The sequence below is a fragment of the Ancylobacter sp. Lp-2 genome (assembly GCF_020523795.1).
Lineage (GTDB): Bacteria > Pseudomonadota > Alphaproteobacteria > Rhizobiales > Xanthobacteraceae > Ancylobacter.
This window is the reverse complement of the sequence record NZ_JAJALI010000003.1, coordinates 451,725-475,292: the sequence shown is the minus strand read 5'-3', so window position 1 is coordinate 475,292 and position 23,568 is coordinate 451,725. Positions and strand designations below refer to the sequence as shown.

Here is a 23,568-nt window from a genome sequence, read left to right as displayed (position 1 = left end):
CCCCCCGAGGTCCGGTTCGTCGGAAGCGCCAGCCTTGGCCATGAGACGCAGTCCCCCTCGCGATCGTCAATGTCATGACAACGGCAGTGGCCCTATAGTCAATAGCCGATGGATTAAGAAAAAACTGCCGCTTATTACCTCACGTGACGATATGCACTACGAATGATAATGCAGAATGCAGACTGGGGCGCAAAGTTCCGGTGGGAGCAGCCTGAATGATCGAGGATTCGCGAGCGCTTTCGTCGCAGCAAACGGTGCGTCCGGGAGGAATGCTCTCGCTTGTCATTCGTCTTGCGGTTGTATTTCTCGGAGTGGCGCTGCTGGTTGTGGCCATCGGTCTCTGGGCCCGCCACGGTTCGGCCGTTTTCTTTGACCTGATTGCCAGCGGCATCGCCTACTGCTTCTGATGCCGGATTCGCGGCCGCCCTTGGCTGCTCTCGATCGTTGGACCGCGCATGCCCGCCCGTCGTCGCTTGCTCCTCATCCTCTCCGCCTTCCTCGTCGGGGCGGCCCTCGTCGCGGTGTCGGTGTTCGTGCTGCTGCCGCCGGCGAAGCAGGTCGCCACCCAGGCGAGCGTCGGCGGGCCGTTCGCCCTTGTGGACCAGGACGGCGAACCGGTCACCGACGAGACCTTCAAGGGCGCGCCGACGCTGATCTTCTTCGGCTTTACCCACTGCCCGGACATTTGCCCGACCACGCTGTTCGAGATGTCGCAGCTGTTCGAGACTCTCGGCGAGGACGCCCGCAAGGTGCAGGGGCTGTTCATCACCGTCGATCCGGAGCGCGACACGCCCGAGGTGATGAAGTCCTATATCGGCAGCTTCCACCCGAGCATCCAGGGGCTCACCGGCACGCCCGAGCAGGTGGCGGCGACCGTCAAGGCGTTCCGGGCCTATGCGCAGAAGGTGCCGGGGCAGAACGGCGACTACACGATGAACCACACCGCCATCGTCTATCTCATGGACAAGGACGGCAATTTCGTCGCGCCCTTCGACCTCAAGCGTCCGCCGGCCGATGCGGCGGCGGCGCTGCGTCCGTATTTCTGAGGCCGGAAGGCCGGCCGCGCCGCGCTGCCGGCTGGCTTGCGGCGGGACGCAGGCGCAGCCGCACCGGCCGCCGGCGCGAGGTGCGGGCGAGCCCGTGCTCTGTCTTCTCCCAGCGCTGCGGGGCGGCGATCAGCTGGAACAGCGCGCGCCAGCCGGCGAGCGAGAGCATTAGCCAGTAGAGCGGGATCAGCGGCAGCACCTGCCACAGGCCGGAAAGCCGGCGGTGGCGCATGCCGACAAGGGTGCACAGCGCGGTGGCGCCATAGCCGGTCAGCAGCACCAATAGGCCCAGCCCCTCCAGCAGCAGGCTGGCCGTCGAAGTGCCGGCCTCGGCGCCGAGACTCCAGCGCAGCCCCAGGGCGAGCGCGAAGACCGGGTGCATCAGCGCCGAGACCAGCCCGCCGCCGAGCAGGAGCAGGAAGCTCAGCACGCCGCTCCAGCCGATCTCGGCGAGCAGCCGGCGCGGCGTGCGGCCATGCACCAGCAGCGTCTGCATCCAGCCCTTGTACCAGCGGGTGCGTTGGCGCAGCCAGGCGCCGGCGGTGCGCGGCGCCTCCTCGTCGGTCGAGGAGGCGATGACCAGCGTGCGCCAGCCGCCGCGCGCGAGCCTTACGCCGAGATCGGCATCCTCGGCGACGTTGAACGGGTCCCAGGCACCCACCCGGTCGAGCGCGACGCGGCGGAAATGGTTGGAGGTGCCGCCGAGCGGCAGCGGCAGCCGCGCACTGGCGAGCAGCGGCAGCACCACGTCGAAATGCGCCGCATATTCCGCCGCGAACTGGCGGGTGATCCAGCTGTCGGCGACATTGTCGATGGCGAGCCGCGCCTGCACGCAGCCGACCCGCCGGTTGCCGGGCGCGGCGAAGGCGGAGCAGGCGCGGCGCAATTGCTGCGGCTCCGGCACGTCCTCGGCGTCGTAGATGCCGACGATCTCGCCGCGCGCGAAGGGCAAGGCGGCGTTGAGCGCCTTCGGCTTGGTGCGTGGGCCGGCATCGGGCGCGACGAGGATGTCGAAGCCGGGGCGGCGGACATGGCGCGCCAGCGCGGCGGCGGTCTCGGCGTCGTCGGGCTCGACGACCAGCAGCACCTGCAGCTTCTCCGGCGGGTAGTCGAGCGCGGCCAGCGCCTCGATCAGTTGCGGCACCACCCGCGCCTCGCGGTAGAGCGGGACGATGAGGCTGTAGGCCGGCAGGGCGGCATCGTCGCGCGGCGGCGGCGGCGCGATCTCTGGCGTCGTCGTCGAGGCGACCAGCCGCAGCAGCGACCAGCCGAGCAGCACCAGCGACACCAGCAGCATCGGCGCGACCAGCAGCGCCGCGGGAGTGATCAGCGCCAGCCCGGCCAGCAGCACGCAGGCCAGCGCGCCGAGCACCAGCAAATAGCGCGACAGGCCGAGCGTCGCCGCGCTTTGGTCAGCCCGCTCGTCGCGCAGCGCGAAGGCGGCGAGTTGGCCGAGCGCCCCGGCGAAATGTTGGCGCACATGCTGGGCCAGCCGTTCCGGCGTGGTCAGCCGCAAGCGCATGCGCAGGGCTGGCATCGCCTCCAGCTCGTCGGCGAGGCGGCGAAGCTGCCGGCCGCGCGCTGCGACGACGATGGAGCCGTCCGGCTGGCGCAACAGCCCGCTGCGCATCATCCCCCGCAGCGCCTCGGGTGGTGGGGCAGGGGAGGGCATCCCGTCGAGCGGTTCCACCGCGAGGCCGAGATGCGCGGCGGCCGCGGCGGCGGCAAGCTCCGGCGTGACCGCGCCGTCGGCCAGCAGCACCTCGTCGGCGCCGATGCCGAGCCGCGCCGCCCGCTCGCGCGCTGCCGCCAGTTGCGCGGATGGCAACCGCCCCGCCAGCCCGGCAATTTCGACCGGCAACGCCGTCATCGTCGCGTCGGGCTCGCGGGCGCGTTCGGCGGTCATCTCCGCAGCGGGATCCTCCGCCTGTCCTGCCGCCGCGTCCCTGCTCACCCGTGCCGCCCCTCGCGCCCGTCCCCCGGAGACGCTACAAGATCGAGGCCGGTCTTCAATCGGCCGGAGCGGGTTCGAGGCGCCAGGTGCGGTACGCGACGATAAAATATTACCTCTGTGGCCTTGCTGCCGCGCTTGGGCTCGCGGTCGCGACGGCCGCATCGCCGGCGGCGGCACAGGGCGCGCCGCCCACCGCCGGCGCGTCGTCCGCGCCGGCGGCAACGGTCGCCGTGCCCGGCTTCTGGGACCCGAAGCGCCGGCCGGAAAAGCCGGACGTCACCCGCGTGCCGGTGCAGATCCGCTTCGTCACCACCGAGGACTACCCGCCCTTCAGCTTCCGCGGCGAGGATGGCCGCCCGGCCGGCTTCAATGTCGACATGGCCCGCGCCATCTGCGCCGAGCTCGCCGTTACCTGCTCGCTGGAAGTGGTGCCGTTCGAGGGGCTGACCGAGGCGCTGGCCGGCGGCAAGGCGGATGCCGCCATCGCCGGCCTCGCCATCACCCCGGCGAGCCGCCAGCAGGTGGACTTTTCCGACCGCTATTTCCGCTCGCCGGCACGCTTCGTCGCCCGCAAGGCGGACATCATGCCGGCGATCACGCCGGATCTCGTCGCCGCGAAGACGGTCGGCGTCGTCGCCGGCACCGCTCATGAGGCCTATCTGCGCGATTTCTTCGCCGAGGTCGCCATCCGGTCCTTCCCGACGGCGGAGGCCGCCCGCACCGCGCTGCAGAAGGGCGAGGTCGACCTCGTCTTCGGCGACGGCGTGCAACTGGCCTTCTGGCTCAACGGCTCGTCGTCGGGGAATTGCTGCGGTTTCGCCGGCGGGCCGTTCACCGAGAGCCTGTATTTCGGCGAGGGCATGGGCATCGCGGTGCGGCGCGGCGACGATGCGCTGCGCCAGTCGCTCAACTACGCGCTGGCACAGATCTGGGAGACCGGCGCCTATGTCGATCTCTATCTGCGCTGGTTCCCCATCGGCGTCTATTGAGTCGCTGGCGAGCGCCGGAGCACGCCGGCAGCTTCCCCTGTCGCCCGGCGTCCGGGTGCGCTTGGGCGAAAGACGGGGCACGAGGCGATTTCGCGGTGTCGCGTCGATTGACGCTGGGGGTACGACTGCCTAGTGTCCGCGCCCATTCTTTTAAGGTCGGGAGAGACCCATCATGACGGCGACCGCTCAGGTCGAGGATGTTGCAGCCGAACTGCGGGAGCTGGCGCAGACCGCCGGCGCCTGGCCGTTCGAGGAAGCCCGCAAGATCGTCGAGCGTCTGAAGCGGAAACCGAAAGAAGAGGTTCTGTTCGAGACCGGCTACGGTCCGTCCGGCCTGCCGCATATCGGCACCTTCGGCGAAGTGGCGCGCACCACCATGGTGCGCCACGCCTTCCACGTGCTCACCGGCGACACCATCCCGACGCGGCTGCTGTGCTTCTCGGACGACATGGACGGCATGCGCAAGATCCCGGAGAACGTGCCGGATCCCGCCGCGCTGAAGCCGTATCTGCAGATGCCACTCACCGTGGTGCCGAATCCGTTCGGCGGCGGCTATGCGAGCTTCGGCGACCACAACAACGCCATGCTGCGCCGCTTCCTCGACACTTTCGGCTTCGAATACGAGTTCGCCTCGGCAACCGAGTACTACAAGTCGGGCAAGCTCGATTCGGTGCTGCTCAAGGCCGCCGAGAAGTACGACGCCATCATGGAGGTGATGCTGCCGACGCTGGGCGAGGAGCGGCAGGCGACCTATTCGCCCTTCTTGCCGATCTCGCCGATCTCCGGCCGCGTGCTCTACGTGCCGCTCAAGGCGGTGGACGCCAAGGCCGGCACCATCACCTTCACCGACGAGGACGGGGTGGACAAGACCCTCCCGGTCACCGGCGGTCAGGTGAAGCTGCAGTGGAAGCCGGATTTCGGCGCCCGCTGGGCGGCGCTCGACGTCGATTTCGAGATGTTCGGCAAGGACCACCAGACCAACGCGCCGATCTATGACCGCATCTGCGAGATCATCGGCGGCGTGGCGCCGGAGCATTTCGTCTACGAGTTGTTCCTCGACGAGGTCGGCCAGAAGATCTCCAAGTCCAAGGGCAACGGCCTGACCATCGACGAGTGGCTGACCTATGCCAGCCCGGAGAGCCTGGCGCTGTACATGTTCCAGTCGCCGCGTTCGGCGAAGAAGCTGCATTTCGACGTCATCCCCAAGGCGGTCGACGAATATTACGGCTTCCTCGCCCGCTACCCGACGCAGGACTGGAAGAACCGGCTCGGCAACCCCGTCTGGCACATCCACTCCGGCAACCCGCCGGTCCTCGATCTACCGGTGTCGTTCGGCCTGCTGCTCAAGCTCGCCTCGGCTTCCAACGCCGAGGACAAGGGCGTGCTGTGGCGGATGATCAGCCGCTATGCGCCGGGCGTGACGGCGGAAACCCATCCGCATATGGACCAGCTCGCCGGCTATGCGGTGCGCTACTTCGTCGACCGGGTGAAGCCGCGCCGCGTCTTCCGTCTGGCCGACGAGGTGGAGGCCGACGCGCTCGCCCGTCTCGACGCCGCGCTGGCGCCGCTGGATGGGACCGACCGCGATGCCATCCAGAACGCGGTGCTCGATGTCGGCCGTGCTATCGAGCGCTATCAGGACCACAAGAAGAAGAGCCCGACCGGCGGGCCGGGCGTGTCCTTCGCCTGGTTCAGCGCGCTGTACGAGCTGCTGCTCGGCGAGAAGGAAGGTCCGCGCTTCGGCACCTTCGTCGCCGCCTACGGCATCCCGGAGACGCGGGCGCTGATCGCCCGTGCGCTGTCCGGCGAACTGGCCAAAGGCGCCGCCTGAGGCTGGGCGCGGCCTGACCCGTGTTGGTCTGATCTCGCGCGGCCGGCACGGCCGCGCTTTCCCGGCCGGCCATGGCGTCCTGACCTCGCGCGCGACGTGAGGCGGACGCCATGGCTCACCACCATTCTCACGATCACGCCCACCCGCATCCCGGATCCGCATCCCCCCGGAGCCGCGTCGGAAGCATGGCGGCGTGCGCCTGATCAAGGGTGACCAGCTCGACGACGACACCGCCGGGACGCCCGGCATACACCGTCGGGCGGCGATCCATCCTGCCCGCGTCGGTGCGCAGAAGATCTGAGCCGACACCGTCGCCAACCAGCCCGATGCCAGAACCGGTGTGCACCATCGCGGGGGCGCTGGAGAGCGTCATCTATGCCGTGGGCGGCCGTGCCCGCCGGCGACGGGCGGGCGGCTGGACTATGTCGCCGAGGCCGAGCCGGTCGACTTCATCTTCGCGCCGCCCCATGTGCCGCATCGGGAGATCGACGCAGATCCCGACCAGCTGTCGGAATGCCTGCTGGTGCGCTCGGACAATGAGGCGGGGGTGGTGAGCATCACCGATGTCCATCCGGTGGAGAAGCCGGAGGCAGCCTACGGGATCGATCCGATCCACAACGCGCCGGAACAGGACCGGCATCGACCGGGCAGCCGGTGCCGCGCCGTCGAGGCTTTGGCGGCGGGGGGCATGCCGATGAGCTAGGGCGAGGGGCGTTCCGACGCCAGCGGCGGCACCCTGCTAGCTGGCGTGCCGGAGGCGATGGTCGCGGCGGTGGTCCGCTATTTACCACGCCGGCGGCTTCTGCTTGTCCGCGCGCCGGCCGGCAGGCACATGGTCGGGCGATGATGCGCCGGCGGCGTTGAGCCCGGCGCCCGCGCCCGGAGACGCCGTCATGTCGCGCCTTTGCCTCGCCGTCCTCCTCGCCGCCACGCTGCTCGCCTCGGCCATGGCGCCGGCGAATGCCCAGTCGGTGCCGCCGGGCAGCTATCAGCAATCCTGTCAGGACATCCGCAACGTCGCCGGCTGGCTCAAGGCCGCCTGCCGCGACCGCTCGGGGCGCTGGGTCGAGGCCAACATGGCGATTTCCTGGTGCGCGCCGGGCAACGACATCTCCAACGAGGATGGCCGCCTCGTCTGCAAGACCACCTCGTCGTGGGCGGAGCGCCCGCCGCAGGGCTCCTATATGGGCACCTGCCGCGATGTGCGCATGTCGGCCGGCTGGCTCAAGGCGACCTGTCAGGACATGAAGGGCCGTTGGGTCGACACCACCACGGCGGCCAGCTGGTGCACCGGCCGCGACATCGCCAATGTCGACGGCCGGCTCACCTGCCGCTGATCGCCGCTACGGCTCCTCGCCGCGCGTTCGTCGCCGCCGAGCATCCGCCGCTGAACACCCGCCACCGGGCGTCCCCCGCCGCGCGCCATCGGCACGCGGCGCGTCCGGCCGCCGGCCTCAGCTCACCGAGCGCGCCGCCAGCGACTTCTCGCGCAGCGCCGTGAGCGTGGTGGTGGGGGTGATGGCCTCCGGGTCGAGCAGCACATGCACCACCGCCGGCAGGCCGGAGGCCAGCGCGGCGTCGAGCGCCGGCACCAGCTGGTCGTCGCGCTCCACCCGCGTGCCGAAGGCGCCGAACGCCTTGGCATAGGCGGCGAAGTCCGGATTGGTGAGCGAGGTGCCGAACACCCGCGTGGGGAATTCCCGCTCCTGGTGCATGCGGATGGTGCCGTACATGCCGTTGTCGATCACCACCGCCAGCACCGGGATCTTGTGCTGCACGGCGGTGGCGAGTTCCTGCCCGGTCATCAGGAAGTCGCCGTCGCCGCACACCGCCACGGCGATGCGCTCGGGATGGGTGCGGCGCGCGGCGATCGCCGCCGGAAAGCCGTAGCCCATCGAGCCGGAGGTCGGCGCCAGCTGGGTGCCGAAGGCGCGAAAATGGTGGAAGCGGTGCACCCAGGTGGCGAAATTGCCGGCGCCGTTGCAGATCGCGGTGTCGGCCGGCAGCGCCCGCAGCCAGTGCACCAGCGTCGCCATCTGCACCGCGCCGGGATTGGCCGGCGGCTGGTCGCTCCAGGCGCGGTAGTCGGCCCGCGCCTCCTGCCGCCAGCCGCCCCAGCGGATCACCTGCGGCGGCTGCACGCCCTCCAGCGCCGCGGCGAAGGCCTGCGGCGAGGCGTTGATGGCCAGCGCCGGCTGGAACACCCGGCCGATCTCGTCGGGATCGGCATGGACATGCACGATGTCGACGCCGGGCTCGGGAATCGGGAACAGCGAATAGCCCTGCGAGGGTACCTCGCCGAGCCGTCCACCGGCGAGGATGACGAGGTCGGCCTGCTTCAGCCGGTTGACCAGCTTCGGGTTGATGCCCAGCCCGACATCGCCGGCGTAGCAGGCATGATCGGCGGGAAACAGCATCTGCCGGCGGAAGCTGACGCAGACCGGCAGGTCGAAGCGCTCGGCGAAGCGCTTCACGCTGGCCACCGCCTTGGCGTTCCAGCGGCTGCCGCCGAGCATCAGCAGCGGACGCTCGGCGTTCCACAACAGCTTCTGCAGCTTCATCATGTCGGTGAGGCCGGGCCAGGTCTCGGCCGGCTCGAAGGCGGGAGCGTCCACCACCTCCGCCATGTCGGCGAGCATGTCCTCCGGCAGCGCGATCACCACCGGGCCGGGGCGGCCCTGCGTCGCCACCCGGAAGGCGCGGGCGAGGATCTCCGGAATGCGCGCGGCGTCGTCGATCTCCACCGCCCATTTGGCCAGCGTGCCGAACACCGCGCGGTAGTCGACCTCCTGGAACGCCTCGCGCCCGCGCATCGCCCGGCCGATCTGGCCGACGAACAGGATCATCGGCGTCGAATCCTGCTGGGCGACATGCACACCGGCGCTGGCATTGGTGGCGCCCGGCCCGCGGGTGACGAAGCAGATGCCCGGCCGGCCGGTCAGCTTGGCGGAGGCTTCCGCCATCATCGCCGCCCCACCCTCGTGGCGGCACACCACGAAGTCGATATCGGTGTCCGACATCGCGTCGAGCACGTCGAGATAGCTCTCGCCCGGTACGCCGAAGGCGCGGGTGACGCCATGGGCGAGCAGGGCGTCGACGAGCAGGCGGGCGCCGGAGCGGGCGGCGAGGCGGGGACGGATCGGAAGGGACGTCATCGGGTCACGCGGATTGGCGCAGCGGGCGCGGTTGAAGCCGGACCGGCGCGAGGGCCGATCCGGCGGCAATCTATCCCGCCCGCGCCGGCCGCGCAGGCGAAAAACGCGCCCGCCGGGGGGAAATCCGCCGGGCGGAATCCCCTCCGCGCGGGGACGGCGGAGGCTCAGGCGGTCTCGCCCACCGCCTTCTCGGCGGCGCGGATCGCCGCCTGCCGGCGGGCGATCTCGTCGCCGATCGGCGGGCCCTTGAAGCGGCGCTTCTCGAACAGCGCCCACACCACGCCGGCCAGCACGAGGAAGCCGACGGTGATGTACAGCGCCCAGTCGTTGGGCGGCTGGATACCGAGCACGAAAATCAGCGCCATCGCGAGGATCGACAGCACCGCCACCAGCTTGAAGGCCGGCGCGCCCATGCTCCACGGTCCCATCTTCGGCCATTTGGCGCCGCCATAGGCGACGAGCCCCAGCGCGATCGGGATGGCGAAGGAGAAGAACAGGAAGATGACGGTGCAGGACACCACGATGGCATAGGCCGAGGTGCCGCCGAACGACACCAGCGAGGTGCCCCACACGAACAGCACTGCCAGCGTCGCGCCGGTCCAGATCGCCGCCACCGGGGTGCGGTGCTTCGGGCTCACCTTGGCGAGCGCGGCGGAGGCCGGCAGGCCGCCGTCGCGGGCGAAGGCGAACAGCATGCGCGACACGGAGGTCACGGTGGCGAGGCCGCACAGGAACTGCGAGACGAAGATGGCGAGGTAGAGGATCTCCTTGATCACCCCCGGCACCCGCGCGTTCATCGCCCAGAAGAACACGTTCCAGCCCTGCTTGGCGGCGTCGTCCATGTTGGGGATCATCAGCACGAAGGCGCACAGCATCACATAGCCGAACACGCCGGACCACACGACCGACATCACCATGCCGCGCGGCACCGAGCTCGCGGCGTCGCGGGTCTCCTCCGAGGTGTGGGCGGAGGCGTCGTAGCCGGTGATGGTGTAGATCGGCAGCAGGAGGCCGAGCAGGAACGCCCAGCCGGTCGAGACCTCCGGCCACACATCGGCGCCGGCCGCGCCGGTGTAGTTGGAGAAGGTGAACAGCCGGCCGATCTCGTAGCCGGGCGCGAAGGCGAGGCAGACCAGCGTCAGCACCACCGAGGTGGCGAGGATCAGGTAGCCGGAGAAATCGGTGAGCTTGGCGGTGAGGCCGATGCCGAAATGGTTGATCAGCGCCTGCGCGCCGGTCAGCACCGCCAGGAACAGGATGCGCACCGTGACGGTGTCCTCCATGCCCAGCATGGGCCCGAAGGCGCCGAAGAAGAAGTAGTAGGTGCCGACATTGATGGCGCCGAGCACGGTGACGAGGCCGAGCAGGTTGAACCAGGCGGTGACCCAGCCGGTGAAGCGGTTGCCGAGGATCGAGCCCCAGTGATAGAGGCCGCCGGCGGTGGGGTAGGCGGAGCCGATCTGCGCCATGGCGAGGGCGAACACGCCGGAAATGGCGACGCCCAGCGGCCAGCCGAGGCCGATCGCCGCGCCGCCGGCGCCGGACGTGGCCTGCGCCAGCGAGTTGATGCCGCCGGACAGGATGCAGATGATCGAGAAGCTGATGGCGAAGTTGGAGAACCGGCTCATGCGCCGCTCCAGCTCCTGCGCATAGCCCATGTCGTGCAGGATCTTCACGTCGGCATGCTTGGCTTCGTCTGTGTAGTCCGGTACGCCCGCTGTTTCCGTCACCGTGCTCATGGCGATCCCCGCTGGGTGGTGCCGCCGGGCTCGTCCCGGGGCATGCGCTGTCCATGCATCGAGAGTGCCAACCTATTGGGGACGATGCGGCAGTTTCACCATCTTACGTTGCGGAATGGACTGGCGCGCTCCGGCGTCAGCGGCTCGTCGGGCGAGGACGATCCGCGGGGCGGAGGCTCTAGAGAAAGCCGATCCAGCGGCCGGTGAGCAGCAGGCCGAGCCACAGGCCCATCGAGGCGAGCGCCCGCAGCTTCACCCCGGCGGTCGGCGGCAGGCCGGCCAGCGCGGCGCGATAGCCGCCGCTGGCGTGCTGCCAGCCTATATTGGCGAGTGCCAGCGCCAGCAGGCCCATCTTGATCAGGAAGGCGGTGTTGGCGAGATATTCCGCCGACCGCACGGTGAACAGCCACAGGCCGGTCGACAGCGCGAGCACGACCCCCAGCGCCGCCGCCCGCGCGAGAAACGGCACCAGCAGCGGGATCGGCACCGCGCGCACGAGGCCGAGCAGCCGCGCGTCGAGCGGCAGCACGGCGCCGAGCACCAGCCCGATCCCGAGAATATGCGCGGCGCTGACGACGAGATAGGCGGTGGCCGATCCCTGCAGCCAGCGCGCGCCGGGCCAGCCGCCGAGCGCGGCGATCAGCTCCATCGGGCGGGCCGCGTCAGCCGTCGCCGATCCGCTCGGGATACATGTCGTAGTTCTTGCCGGCGATGGTGATGCGCACCGCCTTCATATGCGTCTGCGCGTGGTCGCGCGAGCGGTTGCCAAGCACGGTGACGGCGTCGCCCGGCTTGGCGGTGTCGGCGGTGAAGCCGGAGGCCTCGGTCTGGCGGGGATTGCCGAGATCGACCCGCCACACCGTGCCGTCCTGAGCGGCCACGTGCAGGGTAGGATGCGGCGGCGCCATGGAGATGGAGCGGATGGTGCCGGTCAGGGTCATCTTGTCGCCGTCGGCCCAGGACCAGCCATGATGGGCGAACGCCGGAGCCGCGGCGACGCCGAGCGTGATCGTGAGCACGGCGGCGAGCGAAGCGGGGGAGCGGAGCCGCAAGGGGCGGCGCAAGGAGAGGTGGGGTAGGGAGGGGCGGGGCAGGGAGGGATGAGACATCGGCATCTCCTGTCGCTACGGAACCTGCGTCAGGTTACGCCCCCGCCGCCGCGAAAGGCGACAGCCCCCCGCTCACAATCGCGCCAGCCGCCCGGGCGGCTTGGCCGCAAGAGCGGGGAGGGCGGGGAGGACCGGTCGGAAGGTCGCCGCTGGAGGGCCGCCGACCGAAGGTCGCTTCTGAAAGGCTGCCACCAGAAGGCTGTTGCTGGATGGGTGCTGTCGAAAAGGGCGCCGCTGGATGACCGCCGCCGGAAGGCGGTCGCTGGATGGACGCTACCGAGAAGGGCACCGATGGATAGTCGCAACTGGCGAGCCGTCATTGGAAGACTGCTACCAGAACGCCGCTGCTGCACGGCTGCCGCGTGATGGACGTTGCCGAACAGGCACCGGTGGACGATCGCCGCCGGAAGGCGGTCGCTGGATGGACGTACCGAATTAGCGCTGATGGATGGTCACAGCGGGCAAGCCGCCATCGGAAGACTGCCGCCAGCAAGCCGCTACTGCTCGGCTGCCGCGTGATGGACGATGCCGAACAGGGCATCGCTGTACGACCCCCGCGCTGGAAGGCCGTTGCTGGATGGGCCCCACCGAAAAGGGCGCCGCTGGATGGCCCAGCTGGCGAGCTACCATCGGTAGGCTGCCGCCAGAAAGCCACGACTGCACGGCTGCCGCGTGATGGACGTTGCCGAAAAGGGCACCGCTGGACGATCGCCGCCGGAAGGCGGTCGCTGGATGGGCACCACCGAAAAGGGCGCCGCTGGATGGTCACAGCGGGCGAGCTACCATCGGAAGACTGCCGCCAGCAAGCCGCTACTGCACGGCTGCCGCGGGATGGACGTTGCCGAACAGGGCATCGCTGCACGACCCCCGCCGGAAGGCCGCGGTTGGATGGCGGAGATCGGACAAGGGCGCCGCTCTCGGTGGGCGCGCGACCTCCCCATCGCCAAGGCGGTATGACCCGTCCGGCACGTCGGCTTCGCCGGTCGGCGACGGGCGAACCTCGTCGCCGAGTATCGTCGCAACGGTAGGGCGCTTTTACCCCGGCGCCGCCGGTAGGCCCCGAGACGGTCGACGTCCAATGACGGGCGCACGATCGCGGGCCTCATCGGCCTCATCGGTCGTCAATCGTCCTCATCGTCCACCCCACCGGCCCCCACGTCAGTGTGGCAGCCAGAAGCGATCATCTTGGCGACGGCGTCTCAATACGTGACCAAGAAACAGAAGTCCGTCGGACGTCGTTAGCGATGCTGTCCGGCAGGCTATCGTGTCTTCCCGGTGGGCGGCGAGAACTAGACGTCTACGCTGGCGCGCAGCGCGTTGTCTTGGATGAACTCGCGACGAGGCTCCACCACGTCGCCCATCAGCCGGTTGAACAGGTCGTCGGCGTCGGCGACTTCCTTCACCTTCACCTGCAGCAACGAGCGGGCGTTGACGTCGAGCGTCGTCTCCCAAAGCTGCTCGGCATTCATCTCGCCGAGGCCCTTATAGCGCTGCAGCGACACGCCTTTTCGGCCGGCATCGGTGATGGCGTCGAAAAGGTCCATCGGTCCGTGCACCACCGTCTCGTTGCCCCGGCGCTTCAGCGTCGCCGCCCGCGCATGCACTTCGTGCAGGTTGCCGACCAGCTGGTCGAGCCGGCGCGCCTCGGCGGAGCCGACGAAGGTGGCGTCGAGATGAACCGCTTCCTTCACCCCACGCACCGTGCGCTGGAAGTGGAAGCCCGAGCCGTTGGCCTCGCCGGTCCAGCCGCGCTCGATATCTTCCGCAATGTTATCAAGGCGTTGCGCGATATCGGCAGCCACCTTGGCCGCGCGCTCCTCGTCGATCAGCAGGCCGGGTGCGAGGGCGCCGCCAAGCGCCGCCTGCTCCACCACTGCACGGTTGTAGCGCGGGTGCAGTCCCTGCAGCGTGGTGCGGAAGGCGCGAGCACTCTCCACCACCGACAACAGGTCGGCGCCGGCCCGGACCTCGCCACTGGCGGTGAGCAGGCTGGCCTCGTCAAGTCCTTGCGATATCAGGTAATCTTCCAGCGACCGCTCATCCTTGAGGTACTGCTCGGACTTGCCGCGCGTCACCTTGTAGAGCGGCGGCTGGGCGATATAGATGTGCCCGCGATCCAGCAGTTCCGGCATCTGGCGGAAGAAGAAGGTCAGCAGCAGGGTGCGGATATGCGAGCCGTCGACATCCGCGTCGGTCATGATGATGATCTTGTGGTAGCGCAGCTTGTCGGCATTGAAGTCGTCGCGGCCAATTCCGGTGCCGAGCGCGGTAATCAGCGTACCAACCTGGTCCGACGACAGCATCTTGTCGAAGCGGGCGCGCTCGACATTCAGGATCTTGCCGCGCAGTGGAAGAATAGCCTGGAAGGCTCTGTTTCGCCCCATCTTCGCCGAGCCGCCCGCCGAGTCGCCCTCGACGATGAACAGCTCCGACTTTGCCGGGTCACGCTCCTGGCAATCGGCGAGTTTACCTGGAAGAGAGGCAACGTCGAGCGGGTTCTTGCGGCGGGTAAGTTCACGCGCCTTGCGCGCCGCCTCACGCGCGGCCGCCGCCTCCACCACCTTGCCGACCACCGACTTCGCCTCGGCCGGATGCTCCTCCAGCCAGTTGTTCAGCGCGTCGTTGACCAGCGCCTCGACCACCGGCCGGACCTCGGAGGAAACCAGCTTGTCCTTGGTCTGCGAGGAGAATTTCGGATCCGGTACCTTCACCGACAGCACGGCGGTGAGGCCCTCGCGGCAGTCCTCGCCGGTCGGATCGACCTTCTCCTTCTTGGCGATGCCCGAACGCTCGGAATAGCCGATGATCTGCCGGGTCAGCGCCGCCGCGAAGCCGGTGAAGTGGGTGCCGCGGTCACGTTGCGGAATGTTGTTGGTGAAGCACAGCACGTTTTCGTGATAGCTGTCGTTCCAAGACAGCGCACATTCGACGCTAATGCCGTCCTTCTCGGCGCGGATCACTACCGGATTCGGCAGAAGCGCCTGCTTGGAGCGGTCGAGATACTGCACGAAGGCTTCGACGCCGCCCTCATATATCATCTCCTCGCGCTTGATTTCAGCATGGCGCGCGTCGGTCAAAATGATCCGAACGCCGGAATTCAGGAACGCAAGCTCCCGCAGCCGGTGTTCCAGCGTCGCATAGTCGAACTCGATCCTGGTGAAGGTGCCCGGAGACGGCAGGAAGGTAACACGAGTCCCGCGCCGTCCTTCCGGCGCCGGCCCGACCTGCGCCAGATCGTTTTCCGCATCACCATGACGGAAGCGCATATAGTATTCGTAGCCATTGCGCCAGATTGTCAGGTCCAGCCAGGTAGAGAGCGCGTTCACCACCGAGACGCCGACGCCGTGAAGGCCGCCGGAAACCTTGTAGGAGTTCTGGTTGAACTTTCCACCGGCGTGCAGCTGCGTCATGATGACCTGCGCCGCCGAAACGCCTTCCTCCGGATGAATATCGGTGGGAATGCCACGGCCATTGTCGGTGACCGTCACCGAGCCTTCGGCGTTGAGGGTGACGGTGACTTCCGTCGCATACCCCGCCAATGCTTCATCGATGGCGTTGTCCACCACCTCATAGACCATATGATGCAGGCCCGAGCCGTCGTCGGTATCGCCGATATACATGCCCGGCCGCTTACGTACCGCGTCCAGTCCCTTGAGGACCTGGATGGACTGCGCGCCGTACTCGTCGGGAGACGGAGCGGAATCGGTATCGGCCATGGCTGAGAGCCCTTCGAATCGTTGAAATTATTCAGCTTCTTTGTAGCGCAAACATGCGCCTATTTCGCGGCCACCATCACCGCGGCGCCGGCCATCGCCGTGCCGCAGGCGCGGTTGATCAGGCGGATCGCCCGTTGGCTGGCCACCATGCCGCGCGCCCGCTGGGCGAGGGTGACATAGAGGCCGAAGACCAGCGCCAGCACCAGTGCGATGATCGCGCACATTTCCAGAAAGGCCAGCGGCGTCAGGTGGTTGAGGTCGATGATGGTCGGCAGCAGCGCGAGATAGAACGCCATCGCCTTGGGATTGCCGAGCGTCATGCCGAGCCCGGTCAGGAACAGCCCAGCCGACGAGCCACCCGGCTTCGGCGCCGGAGCGGCGATGGCATGGGCGGGGGCCGTCCACAGCTTCCAGGCGAGAAAGACCAGGTAGAGCGCTGCCGCCAGCCGCACCAGCACGAAAAGTGAGCCCAGCGTCGCCGCCAGCGCCGCCCGCCCGAGCGCGGCGGCGGTCAGCCACACCATGTCGCCCAGGATGATGCCGGCCACCAGCGGGGTCGCGCCTTCGCGGCCATGCGCCAACGTGCGGGCGACCAGCGCGATCACGCTGGGCCCGGGCGAGGCGGCCGCCAATGCGAGGGCGGCAGCGAAGACGATCAGTCCCAACGGATCCATGCCCTTACGTGCGCGCGTGCGTGCGAAAGGTCAAGGGATAAAATAATTAAGATAATTCAATATGTTGGGGAAGCTATTCGGCGGCAGCGACGATGTGCCCCGGGCTGACCGTGAACCGTTCGGCGCCTTCCGGCAGCGCGGTGAACGCCGCAGGGTCGGCGCCGGTCATCCAGACCTGCCCGCCGAGGGTCTGGAGCGTGGCGAACAGCGCCGCGCGGCGCGCCGGGTCGAGATAGGCGACGACATCGTCGAGCAACATGATCGGGCTCATGCCAGCCATCTCGCCGACCAGCCGGGCATGGGCGAGGATGAGGCCGATCAGCAGGGCTTTCTGCTCGCCGGTGGAGCCTTGCGTTGCGGGCATGGCCTTCGGGCCGTGGCCGACGATCAGATCGGACAGGTGCGCGCCTTCCAGCGTCCGCCCCGCGGCGCGGTCCCGCGGCCGGCCTTCGCGCAGCACCGTGCGGTAGCTGTCCTCCACTTGCGTCGCCGGCAGGCGGCCGAGCTGACGCTCGATCTCGCCGTCCAGCACCAGCGTCGCCCAGGGGAAGGCGGATCCGTCGTCGCGGCCGGCTTCGATGCCGGCGGCAAGCCGGCGGACCGTCTCCAATCGTGCGGCGGCCACCGCCACAGACAGCGACGCCAGTTCCTGTTCCACGGCATCGAGATAGCGCGGGTCGGTGCGAGGCTCTTCCAGCAGGCGATTGCGAGCCCGCAAGGCGCGCTCCAGAGCGTTCACCCGTGCGCCGTGCTCGGCGTCGACCGCCAGCACCAGTCGGTCCAGGAAGCGACGCCGCTCGGCCGGCGGGCCGGTGAACAGGCCGTCCATCTCCGGCGTCAGCCAGATCACTCGCACGAAATCGGCGAAGGCGGCGGCCGAGCCGACCGGTTCGCCATCGATGCGGCAGCGGCGCGAACGCACCTCGCCGGTTGGGTCGGGTTCCTGGCCGGTGCCGAGGGTGACCTCGCCGTGAGGGCCTTCCAGCGTTGCCGACACCGCCCAGCCATCCGCCTTGGCCTCGTCACGCCGACAGGCAAATTGATCGAGGGAGGCGCGGCGCAGGCCGCGGCCAGGCGCCAGCAGCGAGATGGCCTCGAGGATGTTGGTCTTGCCGGCGCCGTTGGGACCGATCAGCGCCACCGTATCGGAATGCGGCCGCAACTCCGCCGCCGCATAGCTGCGAAACTGCGTCAGCCGCAGGCGGGTGATGCGTGTGGCGGGAGGGCTCACACGCGCATCGGCATCAGCACGTAGAGGGCGCCGCGCTTGTCCGGGTCCTGCACCAGCGTCGGCGAGCCGGGGTCGGCGAATTTCAGTTCCGCCGTGGTGCCCTCGATCTGGCCGGTGATGTCGAGGAGGTAGCGGCTGTTGAAGCCGATATCGATCGCCTCGGCGGCGTACTCGACCTCGATCTCCTCGGTCGCGCTCCCGGAATCCGGGTTGGTGACCGACAGCGTGAGCTTGCCATCGGCGATGGAAAGCTTCACCGCCCGGCCGCGCTCGCTGGCGACCGTCGAGACGCGGTCGACCGCGGCGGCGAAATCCGCCTTCTCGACCACCAGCGTCTTGTCGTTGTTGAGGGGGATGACCCGGCCGTAATCGGGGAAGGTGCCGTCGATCAGCTTCGAGGTCAGCACCACGCGGTCGAGCGAGACGCGGATTTTAGCGGCCGACAATTCGACGGTGACTTCCGCCTCGCCATTCTCGGCAAGGCGCTGGATCTCCGCCACGGCCTTGCGCGGCACGATGATGCCGGGCATGCCGGCCGCGCCTGCGGGCGCCTCGGTCTGCGCCTGGGCCAGACGGTGGCCGTCGGTCGCCACCGCGCGCAGCACCGGGCCGCTCGCTTCGGTGACGTGGAAATAGATGCCGTTGAGGTAGTAGCGGGTCTCTTCGGTCGAGATCGCGAACTGGGTCTTGTCGACGAGGCGCCGAAGCTCGCCGGCCGGCAGCGTGAAGCGATGGCTCATCTCGCCGGCGGCGAGGTCGGGGAACTCGGTTTCCGGCAGCGTCTGCAACTGGAAGCGCGAGCGGCCGGCGCGCACGGTCAGCGTACCGCGGTCGCCCGAGGTCTCGATCTGTACCTGCGCGCCCTCGGGCAGCTTGCGCACGATCTCGTAGATGGTGTGGGCCGGCACCGTGGTGGCGCCCTCCTGGCTGACCTCTGCCGCGATGGTCTCCACGACCTCGATGTCGAGATCGGTGGCGCGCAGGGCGAGGCCGCGCGCATCGGTGCGCATCAGCACATTCGCCAGGATCGGAATGGTATTGCGCCGCTCGACGACCCGGTGGACATGGGCGAGAGACTTGAGGAGCTCGGCCCGCTCGACGGTGACCTTCATGGCCGCAACACCCATGGCTTTTGGAAAGGGGAGGGACTTCCCAGGGCGCGGAATGAAGCGGGCGCTGCCTCATATCGCGCCCCGGCGGGCGGCGCGGGCGCGCCGCCGGGCTGACGACATTGCCGCCAGACCCTTCGCAATACAAGCCCACCATGCCGCAGTGCGGCGATTTCGTGGGGATAAGCGGCCGCAGCGGCGGCCGGGCTATTCGCTGACCAGACGCTTCAGCGCCTCGACCTCGCCGGCCAGCACGCTGTCGCTGCCCACCAGGCCCTCGATCTTGCGCACGGCGTGCAGGACAGTGGTGTGGTCGCGGCCGCCGAAGCGCCGGCCGATCTCGGGAAGCGAGCGCAGGGTGAGCGTCTTGGCGAGATACATCGCGATCTGCCGGGGCTTTACCACATTGGCGGTGCGGCGCTGCGAGAGGATGTCGGCGCGGGTGACGTTATAGTGCTTGGCGACGACGCGCAGGATGTCGTCGACGCGCACGCGCTTCGGCTCGGAGGAGCGCACGAGGTCGCGCACCGCTTCTTCCGCCATCTCCAGCGTGATGGCGCGGGAGGTCAGCTGGTTATGCGCCAGCAGGCGGTTCAGGGCGCCATCGAGGTCGCGGCCGTTCTGGCCGCAATTGCGGGCGATGAACTGCAGCACGTCCTGTGGCACGCTGAAGCCGGGATGCTGCTGGGCCAGCGCGGCGACGCGGCTCGCCAGGATTTCCAGCCGCAGATCCTCGTCGAGCGGATCGATCTCCACGACGAGGCCGCCGGCGAGGCGCGAGCGTACCCGCTCCTCCAGCGCGTCCAGCTCGGACGGCGGCCGGTCGGCGGCGATGACGATCTGCCGGCCGGAATCCATCAGCGCGTTGAGGGTGTGACAGAATTCCTGCTGCACGCTCTTGCCCTGTAGAAACTGCAGGTCGTCGATCACCAGCGTGTCGATTTCGCGGACCTGCTCCTTGAAAGCAAGCGCCGACTGGCTCTTCAGCGCGGCGATGAAGCCGTACATGAAGCGCTCTGCGGTGAGATAGACGACGCGGCGGCCACGCTCGGCGCCGGCGGCGACGATGGCCTGCAGGAGGTGCGTCTTGCCGAGGCCGACCGCCGCATGAAGGTAAAGCGGGTTGAACACGGCCGGGCCACCGGCAGCCGCTTGCGCCACCTTTAGCGCCGCCGCATGGGCGAGGCGGTTGGAGCTGCCGAGCCGATAGGTGCCGAAGGTGAGGCGGGCGTCGAGCGGCGATCCCGAACCGAGATCCGGGGCGGCCGCGGCGGAGGACGAGGCCACCACGGGCGACGGCTTGGCTTCGATCGGCTGGCGCGCCGTCGCCGCGGGCTCGCTACGCACGATCACCGGCGCCTGGCCGGGGGCGCGCAGGACCGCGGTGCGGACCGAGAGCTCGACGCGCGAGCCGGTGATCTCTTCCCGCCACAAGGCATTGAGACGGTCGATATAGTGCTGCTGAATCCAGTTCTTGAGGAAACGCGTCGGCACCGACAGCCGCACGGTCTCGCCGAAAATGCCGTCCAGTTCCACGCGGGCGAACCAGCTCAGATAGACCTCTTCCCCGATCTCCGCGCGCAGGCGGCGACGCACCCGGTCCCAGAAGCTGCGCGGATCTCCGTCGAATCCATCGACCCCCGCATCGCCGCGCTGGGACACGGCGAGGGAATCGGAAACGGACGTTTCGGCGATGCTGGTCTTGAACATGGAGGCTCCGCTGCTTTTTGGGCGGTTTATTGGAATCACTCGTCGGCGGCACGTCACGCATGCGTCAAGACGATGCGTGGACGCGCGACAGGCGCGACGGTGACGAGGGCAAATTGTGAAGTTGGAGGCCGTCAGAACGGCTGCGTCACCGGGTCAGGCCGGCGGCCCGGAACACGGGGGCAACGCGGATGAACAGGATGCCTTGGGGTGGCTCGGCAGATCGTGGCCGTTGAACATTCCCCGAACCCGGCAACTGCGGCCGGCGGATCCTGTGCGCGTCATATCAAACGCGCCCATTCGCGTGAACATAAGAGCCCCTTCGCGGCAAGTGCATTGCCGTCCCTGTTGAAGTTTATTGCTTTCAGGTGACGCTATATACGAACGCTACTAGAGTTCCGACGGAGGGTTGAGGTCATCCGACACTGGTCTCCGTCATTCTCGGCGTACTCTATATACGTGAGGGTGACGGATGCTATGGACAACATAAAATCCCCCTCCTCACGTGCAATGAGTAGTTCAAAAACTCAACTTTTCGCTGAGATATCCGGCCTCGCCGGATGAAGAGAACATACACAGCGCTTCCCGCTCGCGCAACGCCTCTTGGTGGTCCCTGCGGCTCGTCGGCGGGCCGATTCGGCTCCCCGGCGCCGGTCCCGTCGGACTGCTAGTCGGCAAATCTCTGACTCCTCTGGAAGATTCGGGAAGGCGGCGCGAATCGGGCCGAAACAGGTTTTTTTCCGTCGCGCCCGATAGAGCCGCTTCTGAGCGGGCGATTCGACGGCGCGTGCAGGGCGTGCTGTCTAAATTATTGATTTATTTCGTGAATATTTGTGCGCCCGTCAACGGTCTCCGATGCCTGTGACAGGATTGTCGCTGCGTTAGCGTGCCCGGAGAGTCAAGTTTGGAATGCCAGCCAAAGTGAGGTCGGTCGCATCTGTGTCGTTCATGTGACGCCTTCCGCAGGGCGCCTTACGCGGCCTCGTTCCGTCACCCGCCGGAGCGGGGAGGGGACGAGAGGGGCGCCACAACGCAGAAAGCCCGGCAGAGCGCCGGGCTTTCAACTACTTCAGGTTGCGCGCGTCGAGGTTTCAGGCGCTGAGCTTGGCGAGACGCTGGCTCAGGCGCGACACCTTGCGGGAAGCGGTATTCTTGTGAAGGATACCCTTCTGCGCCGCGCGCATGATCTCCGGCTCCGCCGCCTTCAGGGCCACGGCCGCCGCGGCGCCGTTGCCGGAAGCGAGGGCTTCCTCGACCTTACGCACAAAAGTGCGCATGCGCGAGCGACGGCTCGCGTTAACCTCGGTGCGACGCGCGATCTTGCGTGCCGCCTTCTTGGCGGAGGGCGTATTGGCCATCGGCCGTCCTCTTCGATCGTCGCCGGGCCAGCGGGGCCGTACCGGCAGGAATGTCATGTGACAAAAGGGAAGCGGGCACTCCGTTGGGAGCCCTGCGTGAGTGGCGGGCTTATAGTCGGGGGGCGCCGCGGCGTCAATAGCGGCGGGCAGCGTTTACCGGTTGTTAAAGTTCGGACTGCGCTTCTCGACGAAGGCGCTCATGCCCTCCTTCTGGTCGTGGGTGGCGAACAGCGCCTGGAACAGCCGGCGCTCGAAGCGGATGCCTTCGCTGAGCGTGGTTTCGAAGACCCGGTTGACGCTCTCCTTGGTCATCATCACCGACGGCAGCGAGAGATTGCCGATGGTGTCGGCGACCTTCATCGCCTCGCCCATCAGATCGGCGAGCGGGACGACGCGCGAGACGAGGCCGTACATATCCGCCTCGGCGGCGGTAAGTGTCCGTCCCGTCAGGCACATTTCCATCGCCTTGGCCTTGCCGACCGCGCGGGTGAGGCGCTGCGAGCCGCCGGCGCCGGGCATGATGCCGAGCTGGATCTCCGGCTGGCCGAAGCGGGCATTGTCGGCGGCGAGCAGGATGTCGCACATCATGGCGAGCTCGCAGCCGCCGCCCAGCGCATATCCCGCCACCGCCGCAATCACCGGCTTGCGGAACCGGGAGAGCCGCTCCCACGAGGTGATGAAGTCGTCGGAATAGGTAGCGGGGAAGCTAAGTGATTGCATTTCCTTGATATCCGCACCGGCGGCAAAGGCGCGTTCCGAGCCGGTGAGGATGACGACGCTGATGCCGGCATCGGCCTCGAAGATGTCCAGCGCCTTGTTCAATTCGGCGATCAGCGCCGAGTTGAGGGCGTTTAGCGCCTTGGGGCGGTTGAGGGTGATGGTGCCGACACGCCCGTTGGTCTCGACCAGGATGTTCTCGTAAGACATTGGTACGTCATCCCTATTTCTGGCAGCTCGTGCAATGGAAGGTGGAGCGCCCGGACTGCACCAGCCGCTCGATCACACCGCCGCAGCCGGGGGTGAGGCAGGGCTCGCCGGCGCGGCCATAGGCCCGGAAGGTGTGCTGGAAATAGCCGAGCGTGCCGTCGACCTGGGCGTGGTCGCGCAGGGTCGAGCCACCGGCGCGGATCGCCTCCTCCAGCACCTCGCGGATGATCGCGACGAGGCGGTCGAGCGGTGCAGTGGGGTGTATGATGGGAGCGACGCCGCCGTCCGATTGTCCGATGGCGCCGATGAGGCTGGCCGCCATCCGGTCCGGGGCGATTCCCGCCCGGTGCAGCGCCTCGCAGACATAGATGTTGCCGAGCCCCGCCACGACGGTCTGGTCGAGCAGCACCGCCTTGATGGGGGAGCGCCGGCCAGCGCAGGCCGCCGCCAGCGTCGCGGCGTCGAAGGCGTTGCCGAGCGGCTCCGGCCCGAGGTCGCGGAACAGCGGGTGCTCCTCCAGCTCGTTCCGCGGCACCAGCAGCATCGCCCCGAAGCGGCGGGGGTCGTTGTAGACGATGCGGGCGCCGCTCTCGAAGCCGAACTCGACATGGTCATGCGCCGCCGCCTTCGAGCGCGGGAGGGCGAAGGCGCCGGGCGCGTGCGGTTCCGTCGCCGGCATGTCGATGCGGAAGGAGCCGGACATGCCGAGATGCATGACCAGCGCCTCGGCCGGCCGGCCGTTCGCGGCCTCGATATCGGCGACGAGATATTTCGCCCGCCGCCCCAGCCCGGCGACGCGGCGCCCTGTGAGCCGCTCGGCGAAGCGCTCCGGCAGCGGCCAGCGCAAATCCGGGCGGCGCGCCACCACCTCGACGAGGCGGGCTCCTTCCATGACCGGGGCCAGGCCCCGGCGGACGGTTTCGACTTCGGGCAGCTCAGGCATGCGACAACTCGGGGGAGGGGCGCCCGGTCATGGATGCCCCTCTCCGGCAGGATTGCAGGATCATGCCTTCTATATAGGGG

18 protein-coding genes and 1 pseudogene are annotated in these 23,568 nt (G+C 68.4%); 6 read left to right on the top strand and 13 right to left on the bottom strand.

Features of this window, described 5'->3' with window-relative positions; genetic code table 11:
* Window positions 1-215 precede the first annotated feature (215 nt).
* Together LGR54_RS10535 and LGR54_RS10530 are read left to right on the top strand one after the other, a co-directional pair.
* Window positions 216-407, top strand: a complete 192-nt coding sequence (locus tag LGR54_RS10535) for a hypothetical protein (protein ID WP_230361909.1) — start codon at window positions 216-218, stop codon at window positions 405-407.
* Window positions 408-455: 48 nt separating this feature from the next.
* Window positions 456-1,046: an SCO family protein gene (locus tag LGR54_RS10530; protein ID WP_230361908.1), complete on the top strand. Its 591-nt coding sequence runs from the start codon at window positions 456-458 to the stop codon at window positions 1,044-1,046.
* Here LGR54_RS10530 and LGR54_RS10525 read toward each other — a convergent pair.
* Window positions 997-2,952, bottom strand: coding sequence for a glycosyltransferase (locus LGR54_RS10525; protein ID WP_230361907.1), 1,956 nt, complete (start codon window positions 2,950-2,952; stop codon window positions 997-999). The two genes, LGR54_RS10530 and LGR54_RS10525, sit on opposite strands and share 50 nt — an antisense overlap.
* Before the next feature lie 134 nt (window positions 2,953-3,086).
* Between LGR54_RS10525 and LGR54_RS10520 the strand changes: the two genes are divergently transcribed.
* From LGR54_RS10520 to LGR54_RS10505, 4 genes and pseudogenes are all read left to right on the top strand, one after another.
* The gene (locus tag LGR54_RS10520; protein WP_230361906.1) at window positions 3,087-3,989 is read left to right on the top strand and encodes a transporter substrate-binding domain-containing protein; all 903 of its coding nucleotides are present in this window, start codon (window positions 3,087-3,089) and stop codon (window positions 3,987-3,989) included.
* Window positions 3,990-4,161: 172 nt separating this feature from the next.
* Complete coding sequence (locus tag LGR54_RS10515) at window positions 4,162-5,820, top strand: lysine--tRNA ligase (protein WP_230361905.1); 1,659 nt, start codon at window positions 4,162-4,164, stop codon at window positions 5,818-5,820.
* A gap of 110 nt (window positions 5,821-5,930) precedes the next feature.
* A pseudogene (locus LGR54_RS10510) lies at window positions 5,931-6,523 on the top strand (mannose-6-phosphate isomerase).
* 190 nt (window positions 6,524-6,713) lie between these two features.
* Entirely contained in the window at window positions 6,714-7,157 is a 444-nt protein-coding gene (locus LGR54_RS10505) for a CVNH domain-containing protein (RefSeq protein WP_230361904.1), read from the top strand.
* Between the two features lie 117 nt (window positions 7,158-7,274).
* Here the strand turns inward: LGR54_RS10505 and LGR54_RS10500 are convergent, their stop codons facing one another.
* The 12 genes from LGR54_RS10500 to mutM form a co-directional block, all read right to left on the bottom strand.
* Entirely contained in the window at window positions 7,275-8,975 is a 1,701-nt protein-coding gene (locus LGR54_RS10500; RefSeq protein ID WP_230361903.1) for a thiamine pyrophosphate-binding protein, read from the bottom strand.
* 164 nt (window positions 8,976-9,139) lie between these two features.
* A complete protein-coding gene (locus LGR54_RS10495; protein WP_230361902.1) occupies window positions 9,140-10,714 on the bottom strand; it encodes an amino acid permease in 1,575 nt (524 codons plus the stop codon).
* A 178-nt stretch (window positions 10,715-10,892) separates the two neighbouring features.
* On the bottom strand, window positions 10,893-11,363 hold the full coding sequence (locus LGR54_RS10490) for a DUF2214 domain-containing protein (RefSeq protein ID WP_230361901.1): 471 nt from the start codon (window positions 11,361-11,363) through the stop codon (window positions 10,893-10,895).
* Window positions 11,364-11,376: 13 nt separating this feature from the next.
* Complete coding sequence (locus LGR54_RS10485) at window positions 11,377-11,823, bottom strand: DUF6152 family protein (protein WP_230361900.1); 447 nt, start codon at window positions 11,821-11,823, stop codon at window positions 11,377-11,379.
* Window positions 11,824-13,112: 1,289 nt separating this feature from the next.
* Window positions 13,113-15,539, bottom strand: a complete 2,427-nt coding sequence (gyrB, locus tag LGR54_RS10480; protein ID WP_230361899.1) for a DNA topoisomerase (ATP-hydrolyzing) subunit B — start codon at window positions 15,537-15,539, stop codon at window positions 13,113-13,115.
* 59 nt (window positions 15,540-15,598) lie between these two features.
* Window positions 15,599-16,213, bottom strand: coding sequence for a LysE family translocator (locus tag LGR54_RS10475; RefSeq protein ID WP_230361898.1), 615 nt, complete (start codon window positions 16,211-16,213; stop codon window positions 15,599-15,601).
* 73 nt (window positions 16,214-16,286) lie between these two features.
* A complete protein-coding gene (gene recF, locus LGR54_RS10470) occupies window positions 16,287-17,444 on the bottom strand; it encodes a DNA replication/repair protein RecF (RefSeq protein ID WP_230361897.1) in 1,158 nt (385 codons plus the stop codon).
* Window positions 17,441-18,556, bottom strand: coding sequence for a DNA polymerase III subunit beta (gene dnaN / locus LGR54_RS10465; RefSeq protein ID WP_230361896.1), 1,116 nt, complete (start codon window positions 18,554-18,556; stop codon window positions 17,441-17,443). The genes recF and dnaN overlap by 4 nt, the downstream gene beginning before the upstream one ends.
* Window positions 18,557-18,760: 204 nt before the next feature.
* Window positions 18,761-20,263, bottom strand: coding sequence for a chromosomal replication initiator protein DnaA (gene dnaA, locus LGR54_RS10460; protein ID WP_230361895.1), 1,503 nt, complete (start codon window positions 20,261-20,263; stop codon window positions 18,761-18,763).
* Window positions 20,264-21,351: 1,088 nt separating this feature from the next.
* Window positions 21,352-21,618 (bottom strand): 30S ribosomal protein S20, encoded by a 267-nt coding sequence (rpsT, locus tag LGR54_RS10455; RefSeq protein ID WP_230361894.1) that lies wholly within the window; start codon window positions 21,616-21,618, stop codon window positions 21,352-21,354.
* A 153-nt stretch (window positions 21,619-21,771) separates the two neighbouring features.
* A complete protein-coding gene (locus LGR54_RS10450; RefSeq protein WP_230361893.1) occupies window positions 21,772-22,545 on the bottom strand; it encodes an enoyl-CoA hydratase in 774 nt (257 codons plus the stop codon).
* A 13-nt stretch (window positions 22,546-22,558) separates the two neighbouring features.
* Window positions 22,559-23,488: a bifunctional DNA-formamidopyrimidine glycosylase/DNA-(apurinic or apyrimidinic site) lyase gene (gene mutM / locus LGR54_RS10445; RefSeq protein ID WP_230361892.1), complete on the bottom strand. Its 930-nt coding sequence runs from the start codon at window positions 23,486-23,488 to the stop codon at window positions 22,559-22,561.
* Window positions 23,489-23,568 lie beyond the last annotated feature (80 nt).

Excerpts from the sequence above, each read along its gene's own strand:
- gyrB (WP_230361899.1), bottom strand. The coding sequence starts at position 15,539 with ATGGCCGATACCGATTCCGCTCCGTCTCCCGACGAGTACGGCGCGCAG.
- LGR54_RS10535 (WP_230361909.1), top strand. The coding sequence starts at position 216 with ATGATCGAGGATTCGCGAGCGCTTTCGTCGCAGCAAACGGTGCGTCCG.
- LGR54_RS10505 (WP_230361904.1), top strand. The coding sequence starts at position 6,714 with ATGTCGCGCCTTTGCCTCGCCGTCCTCCTCGCCGCCACGCTGCTCGCC.
- dnaN (WP_230361896.1), bottom strand. The coding sequence starts at position 18,556 with ATGAAGGTCACCGTCGAGCGGGCCGAGCTCCTCAAGTCTCTCGCCCAT.
- LGR54_RS10490 (WP_230361901.1), bottom strand. The coding sequence starts at position 11,363 with ATGGAGCTGATCGCCGCGCTCGGCGGCTGGCCCGGCGCGCGCTGGCTG.
- LGR54_RS10450 (WP_230361893.1), bottom strand. The coding sequence starts at position 22,545 with ATGTCTTACGAGAACATCCTGGTCGAGACCAACGGGCGTGTCGGCACC.
- LGR54_RS10475 (WP_230361898.1), bottom strand. The coding sequence starts at position 16,213 with ATGGATCCGTTGGGACTGATCGTCTTCGCTGCCGCCCTCGCATTGGCG.
- LGR54_RS10530 (WP_230361908.1), top strand. The coding sequence starts at position 456 with ATGCCCGCCCGTCGTCGCTTGCTCCTCATCCTCTCCGCCTTCCTCGTC.
- LGR54_RS10500 (WP_230361903.1), bottom strand. The coding sequence starts at position 8,975 with ATGACGTCCCTTCCGATCCGTCCCCGCCTCGCCGCCCGCTCCGGCGCC.
- mutM (WP_230361892.1), bottom strand. The coding sequence starts at position 23,488 with ATGCCTGAGCTGCCCGAAGTCGAAACCGTCCGCCGGGGCCTGGCCCCG.
- rpsT (WP_230361894.1), bottom strand. The coding sequence starts at position 21,618 with ATGGCCAATACGCCCTCCGCCAAGAAGGCGGCACGCAAGATCGCGCGT.
- LGR54_RS10525 (WP_230361907.1), bottom strand. The coding sequence starts at position 2,952 with ATGACCGCCGAACGCGCCCGCGAGCCCGACGCGACGATGACGGCGTTG.
- LGR54_RS10495 (WP_230361902.1), bottom strand. The coding sequence starts at position 10,714 with ATGAGCACGGTGACGGAAACAGCGGGCGTACCGGACTACACAGACGAA.
- LGR54_RS10485 (WP_230361900.1), bottom strand. The coding sequence starts at position 11,823 with ATGTCTCATCCCTCCCTGCCCCGCCCCTCCCTACCCCACCTCTCCTTG.
- dnaA (WP_230361895.1), bottom strand. The coding sequence starts at position 20,263 with ATGTTCAAGACCAGCATCGCCGAAACGTCCGTTTCCGATTCCCTCGCC.
- LGR54_RS10515 (WP_230361905.1), top strand. The coding sequence starts at position 4,162 with ATGACGGCGACCGCTCAGGTCGAGGATGTTGCAGCCGAACTGCGGGAG.